This is a genomic window from Sinorhizobium sojae CCBAU 05684 (assembly GCF_002288525.1).
GTDB lineage: Bacteria > Pseudomonadota > Alphaproteobacteria > Rhizobiales > Rhizobiaceae > Sinorhizobium > Sinorhizobium sojae.
In genome coordinates, this window is sequence record NZ_CP023067.1 from 225,488 (window position 1) to 241,635 (window position 16,148).

Annotated in this window: 16 protein-coding genes; all 16 read left to right on the forward strand. The window is 62.4% G+C overall.

Annotated features, from left to right (window positions below):
* The first annotated feature begins 76 nt into the window (after positions 1–76).
* The 16 genes from SJ05684_RS01050 to cheD all read left to right on the forward strand — a co-directional run bounded on the left by SJ05684_RS01050 (position 77) and on the right by cheD (position 16,105).
* Entirely contained in the window at positions 77–889 is an 813-nt protein-coding gene (locus SJ05684_RS01050; protein ID WP_034851738.1) for a DeoR/GlpR family DNA-binding transcription regulator, read from the forward strand.
* A 126-nt stretch (positions 890–1,015) separates the two neighbouring features.
* Positions 1,016–2,005 carry a rhamnose ABC transporter substrate-binding protein gene (rhaS, locus tag SJ05684_RS01055; protein WP_034851740.1) on the forward strand — a complete coding sequence of 330 codons (990 nt, stop codon included), beginning with the start codon at positions 1,016–1,018 and terminating at the stop codon, positions 2,003–2,005.
* Positions 2,006–2,267: 262 nt separating this feature from the next.
* Positions 2,268–3,779, forward strand: coding sequence for a sugar ABC transporter ATP-binding protein (locus SJ05684_RS01060; protein ID WP_034851797.1), 1,512 nt, complete (start codon positions 2,268–2,270; stop codon positions 3,777–3,779).
* The gene (locus SJ05684_RS01065; protein ID WP_034851741.1) at positions 3,776–4,750 is read left to right on the forward strand and encodes an ABC transporter permease; all 975 of its coding nucleotides are present in this window, start codon (positions 3,776–3,778) and stop codon (positions 4,748–4,750) included. Before SJ05684_RS01060 ends, SJ05684_RS01065 begins: the two co-directional genes overlap by 4 nt.
* Positions 4,750–5,754, forward strand: a complete 1,005-nt coding sequence (locus SJ05684_RS01070; protein ID WP_034851742.1) for an ABC transporter permease — start codon at positions 4,750–4,752, stop codon at positions 5,752–5,754. The genes SJ05684_RS01065 and SJ05684_RS01070 overlap by 1 nt, the downstream gene beginning before the upstream one ends.
* Before the next feature lie 7 nt (positions 5,755–5,761).
* Positions 5,762–6,076, forward strand: a complete 315-nt coding sequence (rhaM, locus tag SJ05684_RS01075) for an L-rhamnose mutarotase (RefSeq protein WP_034851743.1) — start codon at positions 5,762–5,764, stop codon at positions 6,074–6,076.
* The gene (locus SJ05684_RS01080; protein ID WP_034851744.1) at positions 6,073–7,482 is read left to right on the forward strand and encodes an FGGY-family carbohydrate kinase; all 1,410 of its coding nucleotides are present in this window, start codon (positions 6,073–6,075) and stop codon (positions 7,480–7,482) included. The genes rhaM and SJ05684_RS01080 overlap by 4 nt, the downstream gene beginning before the upstream one ends.
* Before the next feature lie 652 nt (positions 7,483–8,134).
* Positions 8,135–9,739 carry a globin-coupled sensor protein gene (locus SJ05684_RS01085; protein WP_034851745.1) on the forward strand — a complete coding sequence of 535 codons (1,605 nt, stop codon included), beginning with the start codon at positions 8,135–8,137 and terminating at the stop codon, positions 9,737–9,739.
* 40 nt (positions 9,740–9,779) lie between these two features.
* Entirely contained in the window at positions 9,780–10,073 is a 294-nt protein-coding gene (locus tag SJ05684_RS01090; protein WP_034851746.1) for an STAS domain-containing protein, read from the forward strand.
* 3 nt (positions 10,074–10,076) lie between these two features.
* The gene (locus SJ05684_RS01095) at positions 10,077–10,442 is read left to right on the forward strand and encodes a response regulator (protein ID WP_034851747.1); all 366 of its coding nucleotides are present in this window, start codon (positions 10,077–10,079) and stop codon (positions 10,440–10,442) included.
* Positions 10,443–10,461: 19 nt separating this feature from the next.
* The gene (locus SJ05684_RS01100; RefSeq protein ID WP_034851748.1) at positions 10,462–12,741 is read left to right on the forward strand and encodes a chemotaxis protein CheA; all 2,280 of its coding nucleotides are present in this window, start codon (positions 10,462–10,464) and stop codon (positions 12,739–12,741) included.
* A 5-nt stretch (positions 12,742–12,746) separates the two neighbouring features.
* Positions 12,747–13,214, forward strand: coding sequence for a chemotaxis protein CheW (locus SJ05684_RS01105; RefSeq protein WP_034851799.1), 468 nt, complete (start codon positions 12,747–12,749; stop codon positions 13,212–13,214).
* Positions 13,211–14,119, forward strand: a complete 909-nt coding sequence (gene cheR, locus SJ05684_RS01110) for a protein-glutamate O-methyltransferase CheR (RefSeq protein WP_034851749.1) — start codon at positions 13,211–13,213, stop codon at positions 14,117–14,119. Before SJ05684_RS01105 ends, cheR begins: the two co-directional genes overlap by 4 nt.
* Positions 14,116–15,165, forward strand: coding sequence for a protein-glutamate O-methylesterase CheB (gene cheB, locus SJ05684_RS01115; protein WP_034851750.1), 1,050 nt, complete (start codon positions 14,116–14,118; stop codon positions 15,163–15,165). The genes cheR and cheB overlap by 4 nt, the downstream gene beginning before the upstream one ends.
* Positions 15,165–15,554: a response regulator gene (locus SJ05684_RS01120; protein WP_034851752.1), complete on the forward strand. Its 390-nt coding sequence runs from the start codon at positions 15,165–15,167 to the stop codon at positions 15,552–15,554. Before cheB ends, SJ05684_RS01120 begins: the two co-directional genes overlap by 1 nt.
* The gene (gene cheD / locus SJ05684_RS01125; protein WP_034851753.1) at positions 15,551–16,105 is read left to right on the forward strand and encodes a chemoreceptor glutamine deamidase CheD; all 555 of its coding nucleotides are present in this window, start codon (positions 15,551–15,553) and stop codon (positions 16,103–16,105) included. The genes SJ05684_RS01120 and cheD overlap by 4 nt, the downstream gene beginning before the upstream one ends.
* Positions 16,106–16,148: the final 43 nt, after the last annotated feature.

Consider the following 16,148-nt stretch of genomic DNA (forward strand, 5'->3'; position numbering starts at 1 on the left):
CACAATGAAAAAATATGATCGATACTGATTGACAATGTTTGGGGTTGATGGAAGCATGCGGGCATCGGAGGAGCGGATGCACGAGAAAGAAAGACATAGGATCATCCTGTCGGCAGTGCAGGAAAAGCCGGTCGTGACCGTGCCGGAATTGGTCGAGCTCACGGGCAGCTCGGAGGCAACGATCCGCCGCGACATCGCAGCGCTCCACGTGCAGAAACGGCTCCGCCGGGTGCGCGGCGGCGCCGAGGCGATCAATCCGCCGCAATTCGTCGGGCTTGCCGGACGGCCCTTCCGCGTCAATGAGGGCCTTCACGCGCGGGAGAAGCAGGCGATTGCCCGCGAGGCGGTGGCGCTCTGCCAGGATGGCGAGCCGATCATCATCAATGGCGGCACGACGACCTTCCAGATGGTGCATTTCCTGGCGAACCGCCGGATGCAGGTCTTCACTAATTCCTTTCCCATCGCAGAGCATCTGCTCAAGCATTCGAAGAACACGGTCATGCTGTCCGGCGGCACGATCTACCGCGAGCAGAACATCATCTTGAGCCCGTTCGAGAATGACGTGACCCGCAACTTCTATGCGCGACGCATGTTCATGGGCGCGCAGGGGCTCGGGCCGCTCGGCCTCATGGAGGCCGATCCGCTTCTGATCCAAGCCGAGCAGAAGCTGATCGATCAGGCCGACGAGTTGGTCGTGCTCGCGGATTCCTCGAAGTTTCACAAGCGTTCGAGCCTCATCCTTTGTGGTCTGAAGCGCATCGCGACTGTGATCACCGATATGGGCATCGAGGACCGGCATGCCGCGATGCTCGAAAGCGCCGGCGTTAACCTCGTCATCGCAAACACGAAGGCGGCGGGCGACGCGGAGATTGCTTCGTCATCCGCCTGACGGCGGATGGGAGAGGGGAGTAGGAGGCGACTTTCGGGCGAAAGCCGGAAGAGGATCGCAAACATTGGTTGTCGGGCCGGAGGATGCAGCCGCAGCGGCTGCATGGGCCCAAGGGAGGAGAAAGTGATGAAAGTCCTGAAATCATTGATGGTGACGGCAGCCGTCGCGGTCGCGCTCATGGCCAACACGGCCCATGCGGAGAACAAGAAGATCGCGCTCGTGGTCAAGGCGCTCGGCATCGGCTTCTTCGAGGCCGCCAACAAGGGTGCGCAGGAGGCCGCCAAGGAACTCGGCGACGTCGAAGTCATCTATACCGGCCCGACCTCCACGACGGCGGAGGGCCAGATCGAGGTGATCAACTCGCTGATCGCCCAGAAGGTGGATGCGATCGCGGTTTCGGCCAATGACACCGACGCGCTCGTGCCGGCGCTCAAGAAGGCGATGGATCGCGGCATTAAGGTCATCTCTTGGGATTCGGGTGTCGCCAAGGAAGGCCGCATGATGCATCTCAATCCGTCCTCGAACGCCTTGATCGGCAACATGATCATCAAGCTCGCCGCCGATCATCTGCCGGAAGGGGGCGACGTTGCCGTGCTTTCCGCATCGGCGACGGCCACGAACCAGAACACCTGGATCGCGGAGATGAAGAAGGTTCAGGACAATTACAAGGGGATCAACGTCGTCACGACCGTCTATGGTGACGACCTTGCCGACAAGTCCTATCGCGAGACCCAGGGCCTGATCCAGTCCTATCCGAACCTGAAGGCGATCATCGCGCCGACCTCGGTCGGTATCGTTGCCGCCGCGCAAGCCGTGACCGACGCCGGCAAGATCGGTGAGATCAATGTCACGGGCCTCGGGCTTCCGTCCGAAATGGCCGGCCACGTGAAGTCCGGCGCGTCGAAGTCCTTCGCGATCTGGAACCCGATCGATCTCGGCTACTCGGCCACGATGATCGCCTACAACCTCATCAATGGCGCCGAAGCCAAGCCCGGCGCGGAACTGAAGATGGGCCGCATGGGCACCGTGAAGCTCGACGAGAACAATGAAGGCGCCATGGCCGATCCATTCGTCTATGATGCCTCGAACGTCGAGGAATTCGCGAAGATCTTCTAATCAGGAGGGACGTATTTGCCCCTCATCCGGCCACCTTCTCCCCGTTCGCGGGGAGAAGGAAACAAGCGGCCGCCTCGCCCCTCATGAACGTTGGCGCGAACCGCAGTCTTTGAAGGAAGGGGTCCCCTCTCCCCGCTTGGGAGAGGGCTAGGGTGACGGGTAGCCGGATGATCGAAAGGCGGCCTGCGGACTGACCATCGCCTAAAACGGAACGACTGGATTAGTGGAATCTCTCTTGCTGCAGGATACGACCACATCGCGGATAAAGCCCGCCATCGCGCTTGAGGGCATCTCGAAGTCCTTCCCCGGCGTGCGCGCTCTCTCGGATGTTTCGCTGGCGCTTTATCCCGGTTCGGTGACGGCGCTGGTCGGCGAGAACGGCGCCGGCAAGTCGACTCTCGTCAAGATCCTGACGGGTATCTACCAGCCCGATGCCGGCGTGATCCGCATCGCAGAAACGGAAACGACCTTTCCGACAGCCCTTGCGGCGGCCCGCGCCGGCGTAACCGCCATTCATCAGGAAACGGTGCTCTTCGACGAGCTCTCGGTGGCCGAAAACATCTTTCTCGGGCACGCCCCGCGCAACCGCTTCGGTCTCATTGACTGGACGAAACTCAACGCCGACGCTGCCGCGCTGCTGCAGCGGGCTGGCGCGGATCTCGATCCCACGATCCGCCTGCGCGATCTCGGCATCGCCAGGAAGCATCTGGTGGCGATCGCCCGCGCACTTTCCGTCGACGCCCGCGTCGTCATCATGGACGAGCCGACCGCGGCGCTGTCGCACAAGGAAATTCATGAACTCTACGCCCTGATCGAGCGGCTGAAGGCCGACGGCAAGGCGATCCTCTTCATCAGCCACAAGTTCGACGAGATTTTCCGGATCGCCGATCGCTATACCGTCTTCCGCGACGGCGCCATGGTCGGCGAGGGATTGATCGCCGATGTCAGTCAGGATGATCTCGTCCGCATGATGGTCGGTCGCGCCGTCGACTCCGTCTATCCGAAAAAGGCGGTCGAGATCGGAGAGCCGGTGCTGACCGTTTCCGGCTATCGCCATCCGACCGAGTTCGATGACATCAATTTCGAGCTGCGGCGCGGCGAAATCCTCGGCTTCTACGGGCTCATCGGCGCCGGCCGCTCGGAATTCATGCAATCGCTCATCGGCGTCACCCGGCCGTCCGCCGGCGCGATCAGGCTCGACGGCGAGGTGCTGGTCATCCGCAGCCCGGCAGAGGCGATCCGGGCCGGCATCGTCTATGTTCCGGAGGAGCGTGGCCGGCAAGGTGCGATCATCGGCATGCCGATCTTCCAGAACGTCACGCTGCCGTCGCTGTCCCATACGTCCCGCTCGGGGTTCCTGAGGCTTGCCAACGAGTTCGCGCTGGCGCGCGAATATACGTCCCGGCTCGACCTGCGGGCGGCCTCCCTTGACCAGGACGTCGGCACGCTCTCGGGCGGCAACCAGCAGAAGGTGGTGATCGCCAAATGGCTGGCGACGAGGCCGAAGGTCATCATTCTCGACGAGCCGACCAAGGGCATCGACATCGGCTCGAAGGCCGCGGTTCACGCCTTCATGAGCGAGCTCGCGGCGCAAGGCCTGAGCGTCATTATGGTCTCCTCCGAAATTCCCGAAATCATGGGCATGTCCGATCGGGTCATCGTCATGCGGGAAGGGCGGATTGTCGGCCGGTTCGAGCGCCCGGTACTCACGGCGGAAACACTGGTGCGCGCCGCGGCCGGCATCGAAGCGCCGAGCGAAGGGAGGGCCGCATGAGGCTGCTGAAAAACCGTGAGGCCCTCCTTGTCGTGGCGACAGGTGTGCTGCTCGCCCTGGTCGCGATGCGTTTTCCCGCTTTCGTCGCCCCGGCAAATCTCGCGCGCGTCTATAACGACACGTCGATCCTGATCATTCTCGCCCTCGGGCAGATGGCTGTCATCCTCACCCGCTGCATCGATCTGTCGATGGCAGCGAATCTGGCGCTTTGCGGGATGGCTGCCGCGATGGTCAACACCGCCTTTCCCGGACTGCCGATCCCGCTCGTCATCCTCGCCGCCATGACGCTTGGTGCGTCTCTCGGCATGGTCAACGGAACGTTGGTCTGGAAACTCGATATACCGCCGATCGTCGTCACATTGGGAACGCTGACAATCTATCGCGGCCTCATCTTCGTGCTGACGGATGGCAAGTGGATCAACGCGCATGAAATGAGCGACGCCTTCAAGGCCTTGCCTCGCCTGGAACTCGCCGGGGCGCCCGTGCTGTCCTGGCTGTCGCTCGCGATAATCGCGCTGATGTTCGTGGTCATGAGCCGGACGCCGCTTGGCCGCGCCTTCTACGCGGTCGGCGGCAATCCGCACGCCGCCATTTACACCGGTATCGATGTCGGCCGCACGCGCTTCTTCGCCTATTGCCTCTCGGGGGCGCTGGCGGGGCTTTCCGGCTATCTCTGGGTGTCGCGTTACGCGGTTGCCTATGTCGATATCGCCGCCGGCTTCGAACTCGATATCATCGCGGCCTGCGTCATCGGCGGCATTTCGATCGCCGGCGGTATTGGTTCTGTCACCGGCGCCGTGCTCGGAGCCCTCTTCCTCGGCGTGATCAAGAACGCACTGCCTGTCATCAACATCTCGCCCTTCGCACAAATGGCGATCTCCGGAACGGTCATCATCATTGCCGTCGCAGTCAACGCCCGCGCCGAGCGTCGCAAGGGCAGGGTCATTCTCAGAAAAGCGGAGGCGGTCTGATGGCGGACGCGCAACTCTCTCCCCGCAACATCCCAGATCGTCTGCAGGGTCGGGGTGCGCGCCTTATGAAGAGCTGGGAGGCCCTGCTCCTGGTGGTGGCAACCGCGATTTTCCTCGGCAATTCTCTGGCCTCGCCCTACTTTCTCGACCCGTGGAACCTCTCGGACGCGACCTTCAATTTCACGGAAAAGGCGATGATCGCCTTCGCTATGGCTCTGGTGATCATCTCCGGCGAGATCGATCTTTCGGTAGCCTCAATCATCGCGCTCGCCTCGACGGCTATGGGCTATGCCGTGCAACTCGGTTTCGATACGCCGGCGCTCGTGGCGATCGGGCTTGGCGTCGGCCTTCTCTGCGGCGCGGCCAACGGACTCCTGATCACCGGCCTCGGCCTACCCTCCATCGTCGTGACCATCGGCACGATGAGCCTGTTTCGCGGGCTAGCTTTCATCGTGCTCGGCGACCAGGCCTTCACCGGCTATCCGGCAAGCTTCTCCTGGTTCGGCCAGGGCTATGTCTGGTGGGTCTTCTCATTCGAATTCACGCTTTTCGTGCTGCTGGCCGTGATCTACGGCGTGCTTCTGCACAAGACGAATTTCGGCCGCACCGTCTATGCCATCGGCAACAACCAGACCGCAGCACTCTTTTCGGGCGTCCGTGTTGGCCGCGTCAAATTCATGCTCTTCCTTATGACCGGGCTAATGGCGGGGCTTGCCTCGATCTGCCTCACCTCCCGGCTGGGTTCGACACGCCCCTCCATCGCGCTTGGCTGGGAGCTTGAAATCGTGACCATGGTCGTACTCGGCGGCGTCAGCATTCTCGGCGGATCCGGCACGATACCGGGTGTCGTGCTGGCGGCGCTGATCATGGGCATGGTCACCTTCGGCTTCGGCCTTTTGAACGTGCCCGGCATCGTCATGTCGATCTTCATCGGGCTGCTGCTGATCTCGGTCATCGCCCTGCCGATCCTCTGGCAACGCGCTCGCCGTCGTTTCGCGCAATGAGGTGAACATGGAAAAATACGCCTTCCGCATGCGGCTCAATCCGGGAATGGCCGAGGAGTACAAGGCCCGTCATGATGCAATCTGGCCCGAACTGGTCGGGCTGCTGAAGGAGGCCGGGATCTCGGACTATTCGATCCACCTCGACGAGGAGACCAACCTGCTCTTCGGAGTGCTCTGGCGAGACGAAGACCATAGGATGGCCGACCTGCCCTCTCACCCGGTGATGCAGAAATGGTGGGCATACATGGCCGACATCATGGAAACCGGCGCGGACAACGAGCCGGTCGCCATGCCGCTCAGGACCGTCTTTCATCTGCCATGAAGACCGTTGCCGTCATCGATATCGGCAAGACGAACGCCAAGGTGGCGCTCGTCGATCTTGAGCGTTTCGAGGAAATCGCCGTCCGCAAGATCCCCAATCTCGTAGTCGCCGAGGGGCTTTACCCGCATTTCGACATCGAACGGCTCTGGCGCTTCATTCTCGCGAGCCTCGCCGCCCTTCATCGCGAACACCCGGTGGAGGCGATATCCGTTACGACGCATGGTGCGACCGCGGTTCTGCTCGACAAGGCGGGCGGCCTCGCTATTCCGGTCTTGGATTATGAGTTTGCCGGGCCGGACACGCTCGCCGTGGAATATGATGAGGCACGCCCGTCCTTTTTGGAAACCGGCTCGCCCCGTCTGCCGATGGGTCTCAACATCGGCGCGCAGCTTTTCTGGCAGCAGCGCACCTTTCCCGAACGCTTCGCCAATGTCGCGTCGATCCTCACCTATGCCCAATATTGGTCCTACCGTCTCACCGGAATCAAAACCACCGAACTGACCTCGCTCGGCTGCCATACCGATCTCTGGAACCCCGAAGCGGCCGCCTTTTCCAAACTGGTCGAGGAGCAGGGGTGGTTTCCGCTCTTCGCGCCGGTACTCAAGGCGGGTGAGGTGATCGGCGGCCTGCTGAAGCCGCTAGCCCACGAGACTGGCCTGCAGCAGGGACTGCCCGTTTATTGCGGCATTCACGACTCGAACGCCTCCTTGCTGCCTCACCTGCTGACGCGCGAAGCGCCGTTCTCCGTCGTATCGACCGGAACCTGGGTGATCATGCTGGGCGTCGGCGGCGAGGCGGCCGAACTCGACGAGAAGCGCGACACGCTGATCAATGTTGACGCGCTCGGCGACCCGGTGCCCTCCGCGCGCTTCATGGGCGGCCGCGCCTTCTCGATGCTTCTCGGCGAGAATCCGCCGCCGGCGTCGCCCGAAGCCGAAGCGCGCGTGCTTGCGGCCGGCCACATGCTGTTGCCCTCAGTGCCGGGCGGCTCCGGGCCATTTCCCTCGGCAAGTCCTCGCTGGACGGTCGAGGAGAAGTCGCTCGATCCTGCCGAACGGCTAGCCATCGTCTCCTTCCACCTGGCCCTGATGACGGCGACCTGCCTCGATCTCATCGGCGCAAAGGGAGAGATTGTCGTCGAGGGCCCCTTCGCGGCCAATGCCGCCTATCTGCGCATGCTTTCGGCTGCGACCGGACGCCCGGTCTCTGCAAACAGGCTGAGCACGACGGGAACCAGCCTCGGTGCGGCCAGCCTCGTGGCGGGCGCCCGCGTCAGGACCGGCGCGGAGGCTTTCGACGAAGCAATTCCGCCGGCCTATGGAGAGTATGCGAGTCGGTGGACGCGAGCGACGGCAAAGCATGTCGAAGCCGGCACGCGCATGAAATCACCGCCGCTCGAGCGGTGAGGTGGGTTTCTTGGGCAACGAGACGAGGAGCGTGAGGTCAGAAGATATTTCTGCTTGCCGCCCGATCATGCTCGAGAACGACGACGATCGATATCGCGGTCATTGCCAGGATTGCGGTGATGGCGGCGCTAATTCCAAGAACAATCATTGTTCATTTCCCGAGAGCGCATCCTCATGATGTCGCTTGTGCCCAGATGGTGCAGCATGCGCAGTGGCGCCCATTCGAGTCGAATGGATACTGGACGCAAAGCAGGGCCGCAATTCTAAACTCTTGTGATTGAAAACCTGTTGGTTTGCCGCCCGAGCGAAATCGGATGCTGGCTGCAAAGAACCGATCCCGAGACCGCCCCGCTGAATTTTAGCGAGTCCGATAACGAGCTGGCGCTGTTAACCTTCAAGCAAGGAATTAACCATAAACATGGTCCAACACGTCGGAATGGGACAGTCTCAGTTTCCCCTCAAGGCATGATGCCGCACCGCCGTACCGGTTCCGGTCCGGTATGCAAATCTTCACAGTTTACTTGCGGGATGGACGATCGCACACGCTCAGGATGCGCTGATCTCATCGATCGGGCGTGACCGGCCACGGTCCTTTGGCGGGCCACATCTTCCTTCAGGCAAGTTTCGAATACGCATCAGGCCGGGGATCAGCGTGAAGCAGGAAACGTCAGAACAGGCAAGAAAGGGCCAGGCGGGCAGCCTGCTCGATCGGCTTCGCTTCGCCGGCCTTGACGAGAACGTCTGCACGCTTCTGCGCGATCACCGCCAGGCTCTTTCACCGCGCATCGAGCTTGCGCTGCGTGATCTTTTCCAGCGCCTGCAGACCCACCCGGACGCCGCCCGCCACTTCGATAGCGATCGCCAGCTCGACCGTCTGCACGACCTGCAATCCTCGCATTGGAACGTGTTGACCGACGCCCGTTTCGACGCGCTCTATGCCGAGCGCGTGAAGGTTCTGGCCGATACGGAAAGCCGAATGGGGCTTGATCCGCGTTGGCAGATTGCGAGCCACGCGGTTGTACTGGAACATCTGATCGTCGGCGCCATCGAGAGTGCCTGGCCCAGATCACTGCTTCCCCTCGGCAAGAGCCGCAGGAAAAAGCTTTGCGAACTGGTCGCCGCCCTTGTTCGCGCCGCATTCGTCGATACCGAGATCGCGGTTTCCCTGCGTTTCAATGCCTTGCGTCAGCAACACCAGCGCCAGCTGTCGGAGCAGCGCAAAAGCGATGAGACCGAAGTGACCGGCCTTTTCCAGGATTTCCTTGGCGCTCTTGCCGATGGCGACCTTGCGGCCCGTCTCCCCGAAAGCGCGCCGGAGGCCTATCGTTCGATCGGCACGGGCCTTAACGCGGCATTGGACCGGATCCAGGAGTCGCTGCTGGCGGTGGATAAGCGTGCCGCGGCGGCAGAGGCGCTGGCGCGGAGCCTGCGTGACCGGGCTGCCGAGTTCTCCGGCAAGGCCGGCGGCGAGGCCGAAGCGCTGTCCGGCCATGTCGCGCTGCTCGACAGCATGACCGAGCGCTTGCGCTCCGGGTCGATCCGCATCGGCGAGACCGAGGTTGCGGCGAGCGAGACACGGGTTGCGGTCGAGCGCAGCGGCGAGATTGCCGGCCAGGCGATTTCGGCCATGGCGGATATCGAGGCCTCGGCGGAGAAGATCGGACAGATCATCGGCGCCATCGACGAGATTGCCTTCCAGACCAATCTACTGGCCCTGAATGCAGGCATCGAGGCCGCCCGTGCCGGCGAAAGCGGGCGGGGCTTCGCGGTGGTGGCGCAGGAGGTTCGGGCTCTCGCCCAGCGCTCCGGCGAAGCGGCGCGCGAAATCAAGCACCTCGTCAGCGGCACGAAGGCACAGGTCGAAACCGGAGTCGAAATCGTCGGCCGCACGCAGGATGCAATCAGCAGCATTGTCGAACAGGTAACTTCCATCAGTGCCGCGGTTTCCGGTGTCGCCCGGGACGCGGAGAACCAGGTGAGCGATCTCGCCGCCACGGCTTCCGAGATCGGCGGCATCTCGCAGGCGATGGGCCAGAGTGCGGCACTCGCAGGCGAGACGCTGGCGTCGTCGGACGATCTCCACAGCGTCATCCTGGAATTGGGCCGGACGGTTCGCCGCTTCCGTTTCGAGCGGCAGGCGGGATCGGCGGCGACCGCTTTCCCCCGTCCGCCCGCTCTGCCGCCGCAGGTCCGTGAAGACGACCCGGCAATGCTGTTCAGCGACGATACCGTCTGCGAGCGGCGGTTCGCCGGCTGAAGAGGCTATTTTCAGGGGCAATTGGATTTCGAGGAACGAAATGGCCAGGAAAAACACCGCAAGAAAAACGCTCAAGCTCGCTCCCGTGCTGGATTTGAACGAGGCGGCCGCGCTGCACGAAAAGCTCCTGGCGTTGAAGGGCGGCCCGGTCGAGATCGACGCTTCCGCTGTCGAGCGGATCGGAGCGCTTTGTGCGCAAGTGCTGATCGCCGGCGCAAGAAGCTGGAAAGAGGATCAGTCGTCCTTCACCTTTTCGCAGGTTTCGGATGCCTTCGTTAAAACGACACAGCTCATCGGGGTGGACATTGCGCCCCTGATGGCAAAGGAGATTTGAGAAATGAAGAAGAGAGTTCTGACTGTCGATGACTCCCGGACAATCCGGAACATGCTTCTTGTCACCCTCAACAATGCCGGGTTCGAAACGATCCAGGCGGAGGATGGCGTCGAGGGCCTGGAAGTGCTCGAAAGCGCCAATCCGGACGTCATCGTTACCGACATCAACATGCCCCGCCTCGACGGATTCGGCTTCATCGAGGGCGTTCGCAAGAACGACCGCTATCGGGCCGTGCCGATACTGGTGCTGACGACGGAAAGCGACGCCGAGAAGAAGAATCGCGCCCGGCAGGCAGGCGCCACCGGCTGGATCGTGAAGCCTTTCGACCCCACCAAGCTGATCGATGCGATCGAACGTGTAACGGCCTGAAGTCCGAGGGTAGCCTCCAATGGATATGAACGAAATCAAAGAGATATTCTTCCAGGAATGCGAGGAGCAACTCGCTGAACTGGAATCGGGTCTCCTTAAGCTCAACGACGGTGATCGCGATCCCGAAACGGTCAATGCCGTCTTTCGCGCAGTCCACTCCATCAAGGGCGGCGCGGGTGCGTTTGGGCTGGATGACCTCGTCTCGTTTGCACACGTTTTCGAGACGACGCTCGATTGCGTTCGATCCAACAGGCTGGAACCCACCCAGGACGTGCTGAAAGTCATGCTCCGTTCGGCGGACGTGCTTTCGGACCTGACGAACGCCGCACGCGACGGCGGCAGCGTCGACGAGGCCCGCAGCCGCCAGCTGATCAACGAACTCGAGGCGCTGGCGAATGGCGAGCTGCCGCAGCCGGCGGCCGAAGCCGTCAAGGCGGCGCCCGTCGCGGAGGTGCCGCGGCCCACCATGAACGAGGAAGGCTTCCAGCCGGTTGCCTTCAACTTCGATGAGTTCGAATCGAGTGAGGCGCCGACGATTGAGCCATCCACTTTCGAGATCGTCTTCAAGCCGAAGTCGGAGCTCTATTCGAAGGGCAATGATGCGACGCTGCTTCTTCGTGACCTTTCGCGCCTCGGCGAGATGAGCATCCATTGCGACATGGACGAGTTGCCGGCGCTTGATGGCATGAACCCCGAAGCGGCCTATTTCAGCTGGAAGATTTCGCTGAAGACGGACAAGGGCGAAGACGCGATCCGCACCGTGTTCGAATTCGCCGAATGGGACTGCGACCTCGATGTAACGCTCGCTGACGAGTCCGCCGGAGCGCGCGAAGAGCTGCCGATGCACCCGGTTCCTTTCGATCTGTCGCTGCTCGACGAGGATGCGCCGCTCACGCCGGCCGAAGACGAAGACCAGAGCGCGGAGCAGCAACACGAGCTGCGCGATGCAGCTATTTCGGCTGCTGCGACCGCGAACAAGGTGGTGCAGATGGCGCAGACCGCCGCGCGTGCGCCCGCCGAGACCGCGAAGAGCGCGGCACCCGCGCCCGTTTCTGCCGCACAGGCGGCAAGCCAGCAGACTGCCTCGGCCGCCACGCCGACGATCCGAGTGGATCTCGATCGCGTCGATCGCCTCATCAACCTCGTCGGCGAACTCGTGATCAACCAGGCGATGTTGTCGCAAAGCGTCATCGAGAACGACACCAATGGCACGTCCTCGATCAATATGGGCCTCGAGGAGCTGCAACAGCTCACCCGCGAGATCCAGGACAGCGTCATGGCGATCCGCGCCCAGCCGGTAAAGCCGGTCTTCCAGCGCATGTCCCGCATCGTCCGCGAAATCGCCGACATGACCGGCAAGTCCGTGCGCCTCGTGACAGAGGGCGAAAACACGGAAGTGGACAAGACGGTCATCGACAAGCTGGCCGAGCCGCTGACGCACATGATCCGCAACGCCGTCGACCACGGCCTCGAAACGCCCGAGAAGCGCGTCGCCGCGGGCAAGACCCCGGAAGGCACGGTGCGGCTTACGGCGAAGCATCGCTCCGGCCGTATCGTCATCGAGCTTGCCGACGACGGTGCCGGCATCAATCGCGAGAAGGTGCGTCAGAAGGCGATCGACAATGATTTGATCGCCGCTGATGCCAATCTCTCGGACGAGGAAGTCGACAACCTCATCTTCCATGCGGGCTTTTCGACCGCCGACAAGATTTCCGACATCTCCGGCCGCGGCGTCGGCATGGATGTCGTCAAGCGCTCGATTCAGGCGCTCGGCGGCCGCATCAACATCTCCTCGAGGCCGGGGCAGGGCTCGACCTTCACGATGAGCCTGCCGCTGACGCTCGCCGTGCTGGACGGCATGGTGGTGACCGTCGCCAACCAGACCCTCGTGGTGCCGCTGACCGCCATCGTCGAAACGCTCCAGCCGGAAGCCTCCGCCATCCACAGCTTCGGCGCAAGCCAGCGCCTGATCTCGATCCGCAATTCCTTTTGCCCGCTGGTCGATGTCGGCCGGATTCTGAACTTCCGCGCCACGCAGGCCAACCCGGTCGAAGGCGTGGCCCTGCTGGTCGAGTCCGAAGGCGGGGGGCAGCGCGCCCTCATGGTGGATGCAATCCAGGGACAGCGCCAGGTCGTCATCAAGAGCCTCGAGGCAAACTACACCCATGTTCCGGGCATTGCGGCGGCGACTATTCTCGGCGACGGGCGCGTGGCGCTCATCCTCGACGTCGACGCCATCGTTTCTGCATCGCGCGGACAGTCCCTCAAACCTGAAATGACCCTTGCTGCAGCCGGATGACAGTCATGACCTATGCCGCAAAAAATCTGACCACTGGCGGACGGGAGCTGATCGCTTTCCGCGTCGGCGACCAGGAATTCTGCGTCAACATCATGTCGGTTCGCGAAATACGCGGCTGGACGCCCGCGACGCCGATGCCGCATGCGCCGCCCTACATGCTGGGCGTCATCAATCTGCGTGGGGCGGTGCTGCCGATCATCGATTTCTCGGCCCGGCTCGGCATGAAGGCGGCCGAGCCGACGGTGAGGCATGTGATCATCGTAGCCCAAGTGAACACCAGGGTGGTGGGACTGCTGGTCGACGCCGTTTCCGATATCCTCACGGTCGCCGATTCCGATATCCAGCCCACGCCCGAGATCGCTTCCGACTTCGAAAGAAGCTTTGCCCGCGGAGTGCTGGCGATCGAGGGGCGCATGATCTGCCTGGTCGAACTCGATTCGGTCTTCCCGAATGAGGAAAGGGAAGCGGCATGAATTTTCAGGCCACGCTCGAGCCGAAGCTCTCGCCGGACGAATGTCTCGCAAGCGGCGAATATCCGCTGACCCGTCGAGACCTCAACGAGATCGCGGCGATGATCTATGCGGATGCCGGCATCTATCTCAATGAGACCAAGGCGTCGCTCGTCTATTCTCGGCTGTCGAAGCATATCCGCAGCCTGGGGCTCAAAGGCTTCCGCGATTATTGCCAACTCGTCGCCTCGCCGGCGGGCGCGCCGGCGCGCCGCGACATGCTCTCGCACCTGACAACCAACTTCACCCGCTTCTTCCGCGAGAACCATCACTTCGAGCATCTGAAGACGGAGGTCTTGCCGGATCTAGTCGCGCGGGCAAAGCAGGGCGGCCGCGTGCGCATCTGGTCGGCGGCCTGTTCGGACGGGCAGGAGCCCTACTCGATCGCGCTCACGGTGCTGTCGTTGCTCCCAAATGCGGCGGACTACGACTTCCGCATCCTCGCGACCGACATCGATCCGAAGATCCTCGCGCTCGCCCGGGCCGGGTGCTACGACGCGACGGCCCTGGAGACGGTCAGCCCCGCCATGCGCAAGCAATGGTTCAAGGAGGTCGAAGTTGGCGGCCGGTCCAAGTGGCAGATCGACGACCGCGTCAAGCGGCTGATCACCTTCAACGAGCTCAACCTTATGGCGCAATGGCCGCTCAAAGGGCCGTTCGACGTGATCTTCTGCCGCAACGTCGTGATTTATTTCGACGAGCCGACGCAGATGAAGATCTGGTCGCGCTTCGCCAGCGTGCTCGACAGTGGAGGGCATCTCTACATCGGCCATTCGGAGCGCGTGTCCGGGGATGCCAAGGCGCTCTTCGACAATATCGGCGTCACCACCTATCGGCATACCGGAAAGTTCCATGGAGGTCGGTCATGACCGCGCCCGCCCGTGTTCTCGTGGTCGACGACTCGCCCACCATGCGTGGCCTGATCTCGGCCGTGCTCAATGCCGATCCGGAGGTGAGGGTGGTCGGCCAGGCGGCGGATGCGTTCGAGGCGCGCCAGGCCATCAAGCAACTCGATCCCGATGTGGTCACCCTCGATATCGAGATGCCGAACATGAACGGCCTCGAGTTCCTCGACAAGATCATGCGGCTCAGGCCAATGCCGGTCATCATGGTATCGACGCTGACGCATAAGGGTGCGGAGGCGACGATCGCCGCCCTCGAAATCGGCGCTTTCGATTGTGTCGGCAAACCGCACGCCGGCGATCCGAATCCGTTCGGCGGGCTGGTCGACAAGGTGAAGGCGGCCGCGCGCTCGCAGCGCAAGGCGATGATCACCACGAACCGCACGACAATGCCGGCCGTCAGCGCCGCTTCCGAATACCGGGCGGGTCGCAAGATCATTGCCATCGGTGCCTCGACGGGGGGGGTGGAGGCATTGATCGCGGTGCTGCAGAAGTTTCCGCCCAGGTGCCCGCCGACGATGATCACCCAGCACATGCCGCACACCTTCACAAAGAGCTTTGCCGAACGGCTGAACAGGCTCTGTGCACCGACCGTCGAGGAGGCGACCGACGGCGCCCGGCTGGAAGTCGGCAAGATCTACCTGGCTCCCGGCGGCGAAAAGCACCTGCAAGTCGCGAACGCCGTTCAGCCATGCTGCCGGCTGGTCGACCGCGAGCCTGTCAACGGCCATCGCCCGTCGGTCGACGTGCTTTTCGATTCGGTCGCCGAATTGGCGGGGCGCAATGCAATCGGAGTCATCTTGACCGGCATGGGCCGCGATGGCGCAGCCGGTCTCCTGAAAATGCGGCACGCTGGTGCACGCACCTTCGGACAGAACGAAAAAACCTGTGTCGTCTACGGCATGCCGAGAGTTGCCTATGAATTGGGCGCTGTCGAAACGCAGCTCCCCCTCGGATCGATCGGGGAGGAGATACTCAAAGCGGCAGCAGCCCGGAAAGAAGGAACCGAATAATGTCCATCGCCGAAAAAATAAAAGTTCTGATCGTCGACGATCAGGTGACGAGTCGTCTGCTGCTCGGGGATGCCTTGCAGCAGTTGGGCTTCAAGCAGATCACAGCCGCCGGTGACGGGGAACAGGGCATGAAGATCATGGCCCAGAACCCGCACCATCTGGTCATCTCGGACTTCAACATGCCCAAGATGGACGGCCTAGGCCTGCTGCAGGCGGTGCGATCGAACCCGACCACCAAGAAGGCCGCCTTCATCATCCTCACGGCACAGGGCGACCGGGCATTGGTTCAGAAGGCGGCGGCGCTCGGTGCCAACAACGTGCTGGCGAAGCCCTTCACGATCGAAAAGATGAAGGCCGCGATCGAAGCCGTGTTCGGGGCGCTGAAATGACAACGGAGGCTGCCGGCAGGCGTGTGCACGTCATTCAAGGCGAGTTCAAGGTTGTCAACGATCCGGATATCGTTCTCTCGACCATTCTCGGCTCCTGTGTGGCGGCTTGCATGCGCGATCCGGTGGCCGGAGTCGGCGGCATGAATCACTTCCTGCTGCCGGGATCCGCGAGTTCGGCGGCATCGAGCGGCGATGCCACACGCTATGGCGTGCATCTGATGGAGCTCCTCATCAACGGTCTCTTGAAACAGGGCGCGCGTCGCGATCGCCTCGAGGCAAAGATCTTCGGCGGCGCGAAGACGATTGCGCGCTTCTCGAATGTCGGCGAGCAGAACGCCGCTTTCGCACGCCAGTTCCTGGTTGACGAAGGGATCCGCGTCGTCGGCGAAAGCACGGGCGGCGAACATGGGCGCAAGCTCGAATATTGGCCGGTGACCGGCCGCGCCCGCCAATATGCCTTGACCGGTGTGGAAGCCCAGCGGGCGATCCAGCTCGACCAAAAACCCGCGCCCGCGCCGAAACCGGCGGAAAACTCGATCGAGTTCTTCTAAAGGGCGGCTAAGCACCAGATTTCGACAACCACGTGAGATACGA